The organism is Corallococcus sp. AS-1-6 (assembly GCF_020037015.1).
GTDB lineage: Bacteria > Myxococcota > Myxococcia > Myxococcales > Myxococcaceae > Corallococcus.
On the sequence record NZ_JAIQDE010000005.1, the window covers coordinates 48411 to 63752 of the forward strand.

A 15342-nucleotide genomic window follows, 5' to 3' on the forward strand; every position below is an offset into this window, starting at 1 on the left:
GGACCTCATCGTCGGCACGCCCATCGGCAACCGCACGCGGCCGGAGCTGCTGCCGCTCATCGGCTACGTGGCGCACTCGGCCGCGTTCCGCACCCACGTGGGGGATGACCCGAGCTTCCGCGAGCTCCTGCACCGCGTGCGCCGCGAGGTCACCGACGTGCAGTCGCGGCCGGACGTGCCCTTCGAGCTGCTCGTCGAACAGCTCGTCCCCGGGCGCGACATCGGCCGGGAGCGCATGACGGACACGGTGTTCGTCTACCACTCGAACCTGGAGATGGGCGGCGACGCGCTGGCGGCCGTCGGGGCGCGAGGCACCTTCATCGAGGTCCCGGGCACGCCCGTGCAGTGGGGCGCCACCCTGTCGGACCTGACGCTCATCCTCACCGAGGAACCCGGCCGCATCCACGGCGCGCTGGAGTACGCGACGGAGCTGTTCGACGCCTCCACCGCGCGGCGGATGCTGGAGCACCTCCAGGTGTTGCTCGGCGCGGCGCTGGCCCGGCCCGAGGAGCCCCTCTCCCGCCTGCCGCTGGCCACCGACGCCGAACGCCGCGCATGGCCCGCCCCCACGCCCGTCACGCAGGCCCCCGTCCTGCCCGCGCGGCTGCGCGAACACGCGCTGCGGCGGCCGGACGCCATCGCCGTGGAGCAGGCCGGGCGGACCTGGACCTGGCGGGAGCTGGCCTCGCGCGCGAGGAGGCTCGCATCGAACCTGCGGGAGCAGGGGCTGCGGCCGGGAGAGCCCGTGGCGCTCTGCCTCCGGGCATCGCCGGAGAAGCTGGCCGCGCTGTGGGGTGTGCTGGAGGCAGGCGGCGCGCCGGTGGCGCTCGGCCCCACGGACCTGGACTCGCTGGCCGTCTATGCCGTGGAAGGCAGCGCCGTGCCCCGGCTCATCACCTGGCGCGGGCTCTTCACTTCGGCACGCCTGGAGTCCTCGCGCGTCCTGCACGTCGAAGAGGTGCTGGGAGACGTGTCGCCGGCAACGGAGGCGCTGCCGCTTCCGGCGCCGGAGTCCCTCGCGTGGCTCCTGCCCATGGGTGCGGGCCAGCCCGCGTGGGCGTTGAGTCACGCGTCGCTCACGGGCTTCTTCGCGGGCCTGGATGCGCGGCTGCGTCCGGCGCCGGGCACCACCTGGCTCGCCGCGTCCGAACCCGCCCCCGAGAAGCCCGAGCTGGAGTCCCTCTGGGCCCTGTCTCGCGGCCTGCGCGTGCTGTACCCCTCCGAGGCCACCACGTCGCGCCGGGGCTCGCCGGACGAGGCGGCAGCGCGTCCGCTTCAGCTCAGCCTGTCGTACTTCGCCAACGACGAGGACTCGCTCTCCGGGCCCAAGTACGAGCTGCTGATGGAGGGCGCGAAGTTCGCGGACGCGAACGGCTTCTCCGCCATCTGGACGCCCGAACGGCACTTCCACTCCTTCGGGGGCATCTACCCGCAGCCCGCGGTGGTCTCCGCGGCGCTCGCGTCCGTCACGAAGCACCTGCGCCTGCGCTCGGGCAGCGTGGTGCTGCCGCTGCATGATCCGCTGCTCGTCGCGGAGCAGTGGGCCGTGGTGGACAACCTGTCGCAGGGCCGCGTGGACGTGTCGGTGGCGACGGGCTGGCACGTGCAGGACTTCATCTTCGCGCCCGGGAACTACGCCGACCGGCGCAACATCCTGCTGCGCCACCTGGAGACGCTGCGAGGCCTGTGGCGGGGAGAGCGGCTGCGGCGTCCGGGCGGCAACGGCGTCACCGTGGAGGTGGGCCTGCGCCCGAAGCCGGTGCAGCGCGAGCTGCCCGTGTGGCTCACCGCCACCGCGAACCCGGAGACGTTCCGGCTCGCGGGCGAGCTGGGCGCGGGTGTGCTCACGGGCCTCTTCGCCCACTCGCTGGAGGAGCTGAAGCCGAAGGTGGCCCTCTACCGCGAGGCGTGGCGCCGCAACGGCCACCCGGGGCGGGGCCACATCACCTGCATGCTGCACACGTACCTGGGGGACGACGAGGCGGAGGTCCTGAGGCGGGTGCGCAAGCCGCTGCTCGCGTACTTCCGGAGTTCGGCGGACATCACCACGTCGCTGCTCGCCGCGCAGGGATACCAGGGGGAGATCGCCAAGGTGTCCCGCGAGGACATCGACGCGCTGCTGGAGCACACCTTCGAGCACCACGCGAAGGGCACCGGCCTCATCGGCACGGTGGAGAGCGGCATCCAGCGGCTGCGCGAGGTGCGGGCCTCGGACGTGGACGAGGTGACGTGCCTCATCGACTTCGGCCTGGAGACGCCGGTCGTCCTGGAAGGGCTCAAGCGCCTGGCCAGGGCGCGAGAGGCCGTGGCCGCCGACGCGGCGTCGCACTCGCGGCGCGTGCGCGGCGAGCGGGAGACGGATGCGGCGGAGGTGCTGTCCCTGGCGAAGCAGTCAGGCGCGGTACTGGTGAACACCACGGCACGGCTGGCCCGCGCGTTGACGGACCTCCCGGGAGCGCGGGAGGCCCTGGCTCCGGTGGGGGCATGGGTCCTGGAGAACGCATCCGCGGAGCTGGCGTCGGCGCTCCAGCGGACCTCGGGTGGGGACGTGCTGCTCGCGGGGGAGGCCCGGGAGGGAGGCCTGCTGCCGCGTACGCCGGAGGAGAAGCTGCCGGCGGGCCTGGAGGTCTGGGTGTTGGACGCGGCCGGGGCGCCCGTGCCCGCGGGCGTCGTCGGAGAGCTGGCCCTGTCGGGCGCGGGGCTGCCCGCCGCGCTTTGGAAGGTGACGGGCGAAGCGCCGAACCGGTTGGCGCCGCATCCGAGGAGTGGCTCCGCGAGCCTCTACCGCACGGGCCGCGCCGTGCGCCTGCGCGCCGATGGTCGTGTCGAAGCCGTGAACGTCCCTGGCTTCAAGCTGCCCGCGCCACCTGCCGCCACGTCTGGTCCGGACGCCACCTTGCACGCCCCTGCGTCCAAGGTCGCGGCACGCCCCGCGTCGCCCGCCGTCACGAGCGCTCCGGACGCGACCTTGAGCGCCCCTGCGTCCAAGCCGCCCGCGCCGCGCCCCGCATCGCCTGACGCCACGAGCGCCCCGGAAGCGACCGTGAACGCCCCTGCGTCCAAGCCGTCCTCGCCACGCCCTGCGTCGCCCGCCGTCACGAGCGCTCCGGACGCGACCTTGCACGGGGTGTCCCTCAGCGCAGCCGGTGCGATCCAGACGATCCCGCGAGCGCCGCGCGACCGGCCGTTGCCGCTGTCGTTCGCGCAGCAGCGCCTCTGGTACCTCCAGGAACTGGAGCCGGAGAGCACCGCCTACAACAACGCGATCATCTTCCGGCTCACGGGCGCGCTGAACGGCACCGCGCTCCAGACGGCGCTCCACGCGCTCGTGGAGCGCCATGAGGTCCTGCGCACCACCTACGCGCTGGGCGACACCGGGGCCGTGCAGGTCATCCACGCGACCGGCACCCTGCCCCTGGAGACGGAGGACGTCCCCGGCGACACGGCCGAGGCGCGGGAGGCCGCCATGCTCCGCCGCTGCCAGGCGTACACCGCGACGCCCTTCCACCTGGGCACGGGTCCAGTGGCGCGCGCGCTGTTGCTGAGGCTGGCTCCGGACACGCACGTCCTGCACCTGCTCCTGCACCACGTCGTCTCCGATGCCTGGTGCGCCCTGGTCCTCAGCCGCGAGCTGCCGGTCCTCTACGCCTGCGCCAGCGCCGGTGTGCCCTCCGTCCTGCCGCCCTTGCCGGTGCAGTACGCCGACTACGCCGTGTGGCAGCGCGCGTGGCTGACCGGGCCGGTGCTGGAGGAGCAGGCCCGCTGGTGGAAGGACCTGCTCCAGGGCACGCCGCCGCTGGAGTTGCCCACCGACCATCCCCGCCCCGCCGCGCAGTCCTACGCGGGCGCCGCGCACGCCTTCCACCTGCCTCGCGAGCTGTCCGAGCCGCTCCTCGCGCTGGGCCGCCGTGGAGGCGCCACGTCCTTCATGGTCCTGATGGCGCTGTTCCAGGTGCTGCTCTCCCGCACCTCCGGACAGGACGACTTCGCGGTGGGCACGCCCATCGCAGGGCGCTCACGTCCCGAGGTGGAAGGCCTGCTCGGCTGCTTCGTCAACACGCTCGCCTTCCGCGCGAGGCTCGGCGGGGCACCGGGGTTCCGGGAGCTCGTCTCGCGCGTGAAGCAGCAGGCCCTGGGCGGCTACGCGCGCCAGGACATGCCCTTCGAGCAGTTGGTGGACGTGCTCCAGGCGCCTCGCGACCTGAGCCGCACGCCGGTGTTCCAGACCGTCCTCAACGTCATCAACGTGCCCGAGGCCCAGACGGCCGGAGGCGCCGGGCTCCAGATTGGCGGCGTGGACGTGCCGGTGACGACGTCCAAGTTCGACCTGACCCTGGAGGTCTGGGAGCAGCGCGACGGCCTGCGCTGCCGCCTGGAGTACGCCACCGCCCTCTTCGACGCCGCGACGCTGGAGCGCATGGCGGAGCACCTGACCGTGCTGGCAAAGGCGGTCGTCGCGACGCCGGACGCGCCGGTCTCCACCTTGTCGCTGCTCACGCCGGCCGCGCGCGAACAGGTGCTGCGCGGCTGGAACGACACGCGCGTGGACTCCCCGCGAGGCGCCACGCTCCATCACCTCTTCGAAGCCCAGGCCGAACGCACGCCGGAGGCCATCGCGCTCCAGTTCGAGGACCAGCGCCTGACGTACGCGCAGCTCGAAGTCCGGGCCAACCAGCTCGCGCACCACCTGCGTGCGCGCGGCGTCGGTCCGGAGACCCTGGTGGGCGTCTGCATGGAGCGCTCGCTGGAGCTGGTGGTCGCCCTCCTGGGCGTCCTGAAGTCCGGCGCGGCCTACGTCCCGCTGGATCCGGCCACGCCCTCGGAGCGGCTCGCCGGGATGCTGGAGGACACCGCCGCGCCGGTGCTCCTCATCCAGGAGCGCTTCCGCGCCACGCTGACTCCGCAGGCCGCGCACGTCATCGCGCTCGACAGCCAGTGGGACGCCATCGCGCGTGAGTCCACGGACCGTCCCGTGTCGCTGGCCGGTGAGGACTCGCTCGCCTACGTCATCTTCACGTCCGGCAGCACGGGCCGTCCCAAGGGCGCGATGAACGCGCACGCGGGTGTCGTCAACCGGCTGCGCTGGATGCAGGGGCGCTACGGCCTGACGCCTTCCGACACGGTGCTTCAGAAGACGCCGTTCAGCTTCGACGTGTCCGTGTGGGAGTTCTTCTGGCCCCTGATGACGGGCGCGCGGCTGGTACTCGCGAGGCCCGGCGGCCACCAGGAGCCGGACTACCTGGTGGCCCTGATGGCGCGCGAGGGCGTGACGACGGTGCACTTCGTGCCGTCCATGCTGCGCGCCTTCGTGGAGGAGCCCGGCCTGGAGTCCCTGACGCGGCTGCGTCAGGTGATGTGCAGCGGCGAAGCCCTGCCCGCGGACCTGGTGCTCCGCGCCCACGCACGCCTGCCACACAGCACGCTGCACAACCTCTACGGCCCCACCGAGGCCGCCGTGGACGTGACGTCCTGGGAGTGCCCGCGCGACGAGGCACTGCGAATCATCCCCATCGGCCGCCCCGTGGCCAACACGCGCATGCACGTCCTGGATGCCCACGGTCAGCCCGTGCCCCCAGGCATCCCGGGCGAGCTGTTCATCGGCGGTGTGCAGGTGGGCCGGGGCTACTGGCGCCGTCCCTCGCTCACCGCCGAGCGCTTCATCCCCGACGCCTTCAGTGACACGCCCGGCGCGCGCCTGTACCGCACGGGCGACATCGCCCGGTGGCGGACCGACGGCACCCTGGAGTACCTGGGCCGCGCCGACTTCCAGGTGAAGCTGCGCGGCTTCCGCATCGAACTGGGCGACATCGAAGCCGCGATCCAGTCCTGGCCCGGCGTGCGCGACACCGTGGCCGTCGTCCGACAGGAAGGCACGGCGGGACCGCGCATCGTCGCCTACGTCCGCATCGACGGCGGGACGCTGGACACCGCGGGCCTGCGCGCGTTCCTGCACTCGCGGCTGCCCGAGTACATGGTGCCCTCCACGCTCGTCCGCCTGGACGCCCTGCCCCTCACCTCCAGCGGCAAGGTGGACCGCAGGGCCCTGCCCGCTCCGGACGCGACCACCACCGGACGCGCGGACCCCATCGCTCCGCGCGACGACACCGAGCGCGCCCTGGCGGAGATCTTCGCGCAGGTGCTCGGCCTCCCCCAGGTCGGCGTGCGGGACAGCTTCTTCGAGCTGGGCGGACACTCGCTGCTCGCGACCCAGGTGGCCGCGCGCGTGCGGACGCGCCTGGGCCAGGAGGTGCCGCTGCGCACGCTGTTCGAAGCCCCCACCGTGGAGGCGCTCGCCCGGCGCATCGTCCCAGCCAAAGCCGCGGCGCCCGCACCGGCCGAACCGGAGAAGCCCGAGCCCACCGGCCTCACGCCGTTGACCCGTGGTGTACGGCCCGCGGTGCTGCCGCTGTCGTTCGCGCAGCAGCGGCTGTGGTTCATCCACCAACTGGGCACCGCGGACACGGCCTACAACATGCCGTTCTCGCTCCGGCTGGAGGGCACGCTGGACCTGGGCGCGCTCCAGCGGAGCTTCGACCGGCTGGTGCGCCGGCATGAAGTCCTGCGCACCACGTTCCGCGAGTACGAAGGAGCCCCGGAGCAGGTCATCCACGCTCCCACTCCGCTGCCCCTGCGACAGGTGGACCTCACCGGCCTCCCTGACCTGGAGCCGCGCCGGGCCGAAGCCACCCGGCTCGCCCGCGAGGAGGCGCGCACCCCGTTCGACCTGGAGCAGGGTCCGCTCCTCCGGGCCCTGTTGCTGAAGCTGTCGCCCACGGAGCACGTGCTGGTGCTGAACCTGCACCACATCATCTCCGACGGCTGGTCCACCGGCGTCCTGGTGCGCGAGATGGGCACGCTCTACGCCGCGCTCTCCCGCAACCTCCCCTCCCCGCTTCCCGAGCTGCCGGTGCAGTACGCCGACCACGCGCTGTGGCAGCGGGGCTGGTTGCAGGGCGCGGTGCTGGACGCGCAGCTCGGCTATTGGCGGCGGCAGTTGGAAGGCGCGCCGTCACACCTGGAGCTGCCCACGGACCATCCGCGTCCGGCCCGGCAGACCTTCCAGGGCGCCCTGATGCCCGTCACCCTCCCGCGAGCCTTGAGCGAAGCCCTGGAGGCCCTGGCGAAGCGCGAGGGCGCCACGCCGTACATGGTGCTGCTGGCCGCGTTCCAATTGCTGTTGTCGCGGTACGCCGGCCAGGACGACGTGCTGGTGGGCTCCCCCATCGCGGGCCGCCGCCACGCCGAGTCCGAACCGCTCATCGGCTACTTCGCCAACACCGTCGTCCTGCGCACCCGCCTGCGCGAGGACGACACCTTCGCCTCGCTGCTGGCGCGCGTGCGGGGCACCACCCTGGGCGCCTACGAACACCAGGACCTCCCATTCGAGAAGCTCGTCGAAGCGCTGCACCCCGCGCGCGACGCATCCCGGACGCCGTTCTTCCAGGTCACCTTCACGCTGCAGAACGCGCCGCTGCCGCCGCTCGCCCTGCCCGGCCTGACGCTCCAGCCGATGAACGCCGACCCGGGCGCCATCCGCTTCGACCTGGAGCTGCAGTTGCACCGCGCACCCGAGGGCTTCACGGGAGGCCTCAACTTCAACACCGCCCTGTTCACACCCGGCACGGTGGCCGGGATGGCGCGGCACCTGAACGTGCTGCTCGAAGCCGCGGTGGCCTCGCCAGTGACGCCGCTCACGCGCCTGCCCCTGCTGACGGCGGAGGAGCGGCGCCAGGTGCTCGTCGCCTGGAACGACACCGCGACGGAGTATCCGCGTGACGCCTCCGTGCCCGCGCTGTTCGAGGAGCGGGCCGCGCGCACACCGGACGCCGTCGCCGTCAGGATGCCCGCGAGTCCGGGGGCCTTCCCATCGCCGGACACGGCACGTGAGCTCACGTACGGAGAACTGGATCGCCGCTCGAACCAGCTCGCGCACCACCTGCGCCAGGTGGGCGTGCGGCCCGGGGACCGCGTGGGGCTGTGCGTGGAGCGTTCGCCGGAGCTCGTCGTCGCGATGCTCGGCATCCTCAAGGCGGGCGCGGCCTACGTGCCCGTGGAGGCGAAGGCTCCGGCGGACCGCACGGCCTGGGTGCTCCAGGAGGCGGGTGTCGGCGTGCTCGTCACGCAGGAAGCGCTGGCGGATGAGCTGCCGGCGGTGACCAGGCTCCTCGTGCTTCTGGACGCGGAGGCGGATCCGATCGCGAAGCAACCGGCCACGCCGCCGGACGTGCGGGTGCCCGCGGAGGCGCTGGCCTACGTGATGTTCACGTCAGGCAGCACCGGCCGTCCCAAGGGCGTCTGCGTGCCCCACCGGGGCATCGTGCGCCTCGTCCGGGGCAATGGCTTCATCGCGTTCGGCCCGGAGCAGGTGTTCCTCCAGGCCGCGCCGGTCGCGTTCGACGCCTCCACGCTGGAGCTCTGGGGCGCGCTGCTGCACGGCGCGAAGCTGGTGCTCGCGCCGCCGCAGGCGCTCTCTTTGTCGGAGCTGGGCACGCTGCTCGCCGTGGAGGGCGTCACCACGCTGTGGCTCACCGCCGCCCTCTTCGAGCAGATGGTCCTCCACGAAGGTGCCTCGGTCGCGGGCGTGCGGCAGGTGCTGGCGGGCGGGGACGTGCTGCCCGTGCCTCGCGTGAGGGAACACCTGTCGCGGATGGCGCCGGACGCCGTGCTCATCAACGGGTATGGCCCCACGGAGAACACCACGTTCTCCACCACGCACACGCTGCGCGCGGGGGACACCGTGGAGCGCTCGGTGCCCATTGGCCGGCCGCTGGCGAACTCCACCGCGTGGGTGCTGGACGCGCACCTCCAGCCGCTGCCGCCGGGGCTCCCCGGCGAGCTGTACGTTGGCGGTGACGGCCTCGCCTGGGGCTACCTCCAGCGGCCGGACCTCACCGCCGAGCGGTTCATCCCCCATCCCCACTCCGCCACGCCGGGCGCCCGCCTGTACCGCACGGGCGACCGGGCCCGCTGGCGCGACGACGGCACGCTGGAGTTCCTGGGCCGCACCGACTTCCAGCTCAAGCTGCGCGGCTTCCGCATCGAGCCCGGAGAGGTGGAGGCCGTGCTGCGCCAGGCCCCGGACGTGCGCGAGGCAGTGGTGCTCGCGCGCGAGGACGCCTCCGGTGAGAAGCGGCTCGTGGCCTACGTGGTCCTGTCCGAGGACAGCGCTGTCACCGACCGCGTGAAGGCGCACGCGCAGCGGCGGCTCCCGGACTACATGGTGCCGTCCGCCTGGGTGGCGCTGCCGTCGCTGCCGCTGTCACCGAACGGCAAGGTGGACCGCAAGGCCCTGCCCGCGCCCGAAGCGCCCCGGTCCACCCATGCGGCGCGAGAAGCCCCACGCAACGCGGTGGAGACCCAGCTCGCGGCCATCTGGGCGGAGGTGCTGCGCCTGGACGCCGTGGGCATCCACGATGACTTCTTCGACCTGGGAGGCCACTCGCTCCTGGCCACGCAGGTGGTGTCGCGCATCCGCTCGGTGCTGGGCGTGGAGCTGCCCCTCGGTGAGCTGTTCAACGCGCCCACCGTGGCCGCGCTCGCCCAGCACCTGGGCGCCACCACGAACCGCCGCGAACACGTGCCGCCCCTGATCCGGGCCCCGAGGCCCCCGCTGCTGCCACTGTCGTTCGCGCAGCAGCGGCTGTGGTTCATCGACCAGCTCGAACCGGGCAGCGCCCTCTACAACATGCCCGTCGCCCTGCGGCTGCTCGGCGCGCTGGACGAGGCCGCGCTCAAGGGCAGCCTGGATGCGTTGATGGCGCGGCATGAATCCCTGCGCACCACCTTCCGCACAGAAGCGGGCCAGCCCGTGCAGCACATCCACGCGCAGGCCACCGTGCCGCTGGAGCGCGTGGACCTGACCGAGTGGGAGGACGCCGAAGCCCGGCTGCGCGAAACGGAGCGCCTGGCGACAGCGGAGTCCCAGCGGCCGTTCGACCTGGAGCGCGGCCCGGTCATCCGAGCCCTGCTGCTCCAGCTCGCGACCGAGGAGCACGTGCTGGTGCTGCATCTTCACCACATCGTCTCCGACGGCTGGTCGCTGGGGGTGATGGTGCGCGAGCTGACCGCCCTCTACGCGGCCCTGCGGGAAGGCCGTCCGCCCGCGCTCCCGGAGCTGCCCGTGCAGTACGCGGACTTCGCGCTCTGGCAGCGCGCGTGGCTCCAGGGAGAGGCACTGGAGGCGCAGTTGGCGTGGTGGAGCCGGCAGCTCGAAGGAGCGCCCCGAGCGCTGGAGCTGCCCACCGACAAGCCGCGCCCCGCCGTCTCCACCCAGCGTGGCGACACGGTGCCGGTGCACCTGCCCCGGGCCCTGTCCGAGCGCGTGGAGGCCCTGGCGAAGCAGGAAGGCGCCACCCCCTTCATGGTGCTGCTCGCGGCCTTCCAGACGGTGCTACATCGATACTCCGGTCAGGACGACGTGCTGGTGGGCACGCCCATCGCGAACCGCCGCCACGCGGAGACCGAGGGCCTCATCGGCTTCTTCGTCAACACGCTGGTGCTGCGCGGAAGCTTCGGCGCCCGGACGACGTTCCGGGAGCTGCTGGCCCAGGTGCGATCCACGACGCTGGGCGCCTACGAGCACCAGGACGTCCCCTTCGAGCGGCTGGTGGAGTCCCTGCAAACGACGCGCGACCTGGGCCGCATGCCGCTGTTCCAGGTGATGTTCGCGCTCCAGAACGCGCCGGTGCCGGAGCTGTCGCTACCCGGCCTCACCGTGCGCCCCGCGGCGCTCGCGGAGCGCATCACGTCGCAGTTCGACCTGAGCCTGGACCTGGACCGCCGCGAGGACGGCTTCCGGGGCAAGCTCGAATACGCCACGGACCTCTTCGAGCGTCCGACCATGGAGCGGCTCCTCACCCACCTGCGGGTGCTGCTGGAGGCGGTGCTCACGGATCCGGACGGACCGCTGTCCGGACGGTCGCTCGTCTCGGAGGAGGAGCGGCAGCGGTTGTTGGGGGACCTGGCCGGAGGCATGTCGCCCTACGACGGTGACGGCACGCTGCACGGCCACTTCGAGGCCCAGGTGGCGCGGACCCCGGACGCGGACGCCGTGGTGTTCGGGGACACGACGCTGTCCTTCCGGCAGCTCAACGCGCGGGCCAATCAGCTCGCCTGGCACCTGCGGTCGCTGGGGGTGGGCCCGGAGGTGACGGTGGGCCTGTGCCTGGAGCGCTCGGCGGAGACCGTCGTCGCGCTGCTCGCGGTGAACAAGGCCGGGGGCGCCTTCGTGCCACTGGACCCAGCCGCGCCCGCCGCGCGCAAGTCGTTCGTCCTCAAAGATTATGGCGCGTCCGTACTGGTGACGACGCAGACCCAACTGGAGGCATGGCATCCAGAGGTCCCCCACCTGGTGCGGATGGACGCAAAACCTGTCCGACTGTCGGACAGGTTTTCGGACAACCTGCCGCCGGCGGCGGGGGCGGACAACCTCGCCTACGTCATCTACACCTCTGGCTCTACCGGGACGCCCAAGGGGGTGATGGTGCGGCACCGTTCGCTGCTGCACCTGCGCCACGCGCTCCTCCGGACCGCCTACGCGGGGCAGGCGCCGGGACTCCGCGTCAGCGTCAACGCGCCGCTGTTCTTCGATGCATCCATCGAGCAGGTGCTGCAACTGCTGGATGGCCACTGCCTGTGCCCCGTTCCTGAGGACCTCCGTTTGGAGCCGGAGCGGATGCTTACGTGGCTGGAGCGGACACGGGTGGACGCGCTGGATTGCACGCCCGCGCAACTGAAGCTCCTGCTGGACGCGGGGATGCTTGAGCGCCCCCGCCCGCCGTCGCTCGTGTTGGTGGGCGGCGAGGCACTGGACGAGGTGATGTGGCAGCGGCTCGCCGGGACCCGGCGCACGCGGGCCTTCAATGCCTATGGCCCCACCGAGTGCACCGTGGACGCCACCGTCTGGGACATCCAGGGAACGTCCCACGCGCGGCCCGTCATCGGGCGGCCGCTGGACAACCTGCGCGCGTACGTGCTCGACGAGCTCCTGGCGCTGGTGCCCTTCGGCCTGCCGGGGGAGCTGTGCTTCGCCGGTGAAGGCGTCGCGCGCGGCTACCTGGGCCGGCCGCACCTGACCGCCGAGCGCTTCATGCCGGACCCCTTCGGCACCGAGCCCGGAGCGCGCCTGTACCGCACGGGCGACAAGGCCCGGTGGCGCGAGGACGGGACGCTCGAGTTCATGGGCCGCCTGGACTTCCAGGTGAAGCTGCGCGGCCACCGCATCGAGCTGGGCGAAGTCGAGTCCACGCTGCGCGCCCACCCCGACGTCCGGGACGCGGTGGCCCTGGTGCGCGAGGACGTTCCGGGCGACGCGCGCCTCGTCGCCTACGTCACGCCGGAGGTGGACACCGCTCCGCTCCAAGAGCACCTGCGACGGCACCTGCCCGATTACATGGTGCCGGCCGTCCTCCTCGCCCTGCCCGTCCTCCCCCTGACGCCGAACGGCAAGGTGGACCGCAAGGCCCTGCCCGTGCCGGACGCGTCGTCTCGCTCGGCGCGTGCCTTCGAACCGCCCGCGAATCCGACCGAGGAGCGCCTCGCCGCCATCTGGGAGGAGCTGCTCCGCGTGTCCAACGTGGGCCGTCACGACAACTTCTTCGAGCTGGGCGGGCACTCGCTCCTGGCCACGCAGGTGGTGGCGCGCGTGCGCTCCCACTTCGGAGTGGAGCTGCGCGTCCGGGCCCTCTTCGAAACGCCGACCGTGGCGGGCCTCGCCCGGCGGCTGACGGACTCGCCCACGCCCGCGCTGCCTCCGCTGACGAGGACGCAGGGGGACGGACTCGCGCCCCTGTCCTTCGCCCAGCAGCGGCTGTGGTTCATCGACCAGTTGGAGCCGGGCAGCCCGCTCTACAACATGCCCTTCGCGCTGCGGCTGTCCGGGGCGCTGGACGTCCCCGCCCTCCAGCGGGCCTTCGACGCGCTGGTGCAGCGGCACGAAACCCTGCGCACGACGTTCGAGGCACACGACGGAACGCCACGTCAGCGCATCCATCCCGCGCCCACGGGCATCCTGCGCACGGAGGACCTGGAGGCCCTGCCCGAGGACGCACGTGAAGCCGAAGTCTGGCGCCGCGTGGACGCGGAGGCGCTGCGCCCATTCGACCTGGGCACGGGGCCCCTCGCGCGCTTCACCCTGCTGCGGCTGGAGGCGCGGGAGCATGTGCTCCTGCTGTGCACGCACCACACCGTCTCCGATGGCTGGTCCTTCGGCGTGCTCGTGCGCGAGCTGGTGGCGCTCTACGAAGCGTTCCGCCAGGGCCAGCCGTCCCCCCTGCCGGAGCTGCCCGTGCAGTACGCGGACTTCTCCCGGTGGCAGGCCGCGTGGATGGAAGGACAGGTGCTGGAGGGACAGCTCGACGGGTGGAGGCGGCGGCTCGAAGGGGCGCCGCATGCGCTGCTGCTTCCCACGGACCGGCCTCGTCCGGCACGCCGCTCCGCGCAGGGGGCGAGGTGGCCCGTCCAACTGGCACCGGCCTTGAGTGACGCGGTGGAAGCGCTGGCGAAGCGGGAAGGCGCCACGCCCTTCATGGTGCTCATGGCCGCGTTCCAGTGGCTCCTGGCGCGGTACTCCGGCCAGGACGACGTGCTGGTGGGCACGCCCATCGCGAACCGCCGCCACGCGGAGACCGAGGGCCTCATCGGCTTCTTCGTCAACACGCTGGTCCTCCGCGCGCGCTTCACCCAGGACCTGTCGTTCCGGAAGGTCCTCGCGCAGGTGCGCGCGACCACGCTCGGCGCGTACGAACACCAGGACCTCCCCTTCGAGCGGCTGGTGGACGCGCTCCAGCCCGAGCGCGACCTGGGCCGCACCCCGCTCTTCCAGGTCCTCTTCGCGCTGCACAACACGCCGGAGCCGGAGGTCGCCCTCCCGGGCCTGACGCTGAAGGCGGTGGAGGTCACTCCCACGGCGGCGAAGTTCGATCTGGACCTGGCCCTCACGCGGCAGCCGGACGGCTTCCAGGGCGCGCTCACGTACAGCACGGACCTCTTCGACGCCGCCACGGTCCAGCGGCTGATGGAGCGCTGGAGCACGCTGCTGGAGACGGTCCTCGCCGCGCCCGACGCGGTCCTGGACCGGGGGCCGCTGCTGACGGAGGACGAGCTTCGCCGGATGCACCTCCCGGAGGCCCCGGCCTCCCGTCCTTCCGGAACCCCGGAGGTGGCCCCTCGCGACGACCTGGAGCGGGAGCTGGTGGCGCTCTGGGAGGAGCTGCTGGGCGTCCGGCCCATCGGCGTGACGCGTCCGTTCTTCGACCTGGGCGGTCACTCCCTGCTCGCCGTGAAGCTGATGGCGCGCATCCGGGAGCGCTTCCAGCGCGAGCTGCCCCTGGCCGCCCTCTTCCAGGCGCCCACGGTGGAGGCGCTGGCCCGGCTGCTGCGTCAGGCGCCCCTGGTCTTCTCCCCGCTCGTGCCCATCCAGCGCGAGGGCTCGCGGCGGCCCTTCTTCTGCGTCCACCCGGTGGGCGGCAACGTGCTCGCGTACGCGGCGTTGGCGAAGCAACTGGGCCCGGAGCAACCCTTCTACGGGCTCCAGTCCCAGGGGCTCGATGGAAGCCGTCCGCCGCTCGACACGGTGGAGGCGATGGCGGCGCTCTACGTGAACGCCGTGCGCACCGTGCAGCCCCACGGCCCCTACCGGCTGGGCGGCTGGTCCATGGGAGGCGTCGTGGCCTTCGAGATGGCGCGCCAGCTCCAGGCCCGGGGCGAGACCGTGGAGCTCGTGGCGCTCATCGATGCCAGCCCCGCGACGGATGACCGCGTGCCGCTCGACGTGGACGACGAAGGACAGGTGGCCGCGCTGTTCGAGCTCGACCAGGGCCAGCTCGCGACGCCGGAAGCGGCCACTGCGGCAGGGCGCACGCTCCTGCACGTCTTCACCCGCAACCTGCGCGCGCTGAAACACCACCGTCCTGGAACGTTCACCGGCCGCGTCCTCCTGCTCCAGGCGGGCGATGCCCCGGCGCGCGGGGACGACGGCTGGAGCGCGCATGTCCACGGCGAGCTGACGCGCGAGGTCCTCCCGGGCACGCACTACACCCTGCTGCGCTCCCCCTACGTCGAGCGGCTCGCGGAGCGGTTGACGGAGGCGCTCCAGGGCGCGTCCCGGTAGGCCGGTGCGCCCTCCGCCATGTCCGTGGAGGGCCCTGAGGGGGCATGACAGGCCGCCTCCTCGGAGGAGCCTGCGCGCGTGCCAGGACTGGCACGTTCGCGGCGCGGCCACGTCCTGTGGCGGGCCGGGTTCGCACGTAACGCCCCGGAATCCCGACGAAGCGGCCCTGGCGGCCCGCGTGGCCCCGACCTTGCCATGGGAAGGCCTCGCAACCCTTCACCGGAGCCCCGCAT

Annotated in this window: 1 protein-coding gene (cut by a window edge); it reads left to right on the forward strand. The window is 72.8% G+C overall.

Annotated features, from left to right (window positions below; all coding sequences use genetic code 11):
- Window positions 1-15109 carry the 3' end of a non-ribosomal peptide synthase/polyketide synthase gene (locus K8612_RS08720; RefSeq protein WP_223761947.1) on the forward strand. The gene continues 16991 nt to the left of window position 1, outside the view, so the window shows 15109 of its 32100 coding nt (coding positions 16992-32100); the start codon falls outside the window, past its left edge; the stop codon is at window positions 15107-15109.
- The last annotated feature ends 233 nt before the right edge of the window (window positions 15110-15342 follow it).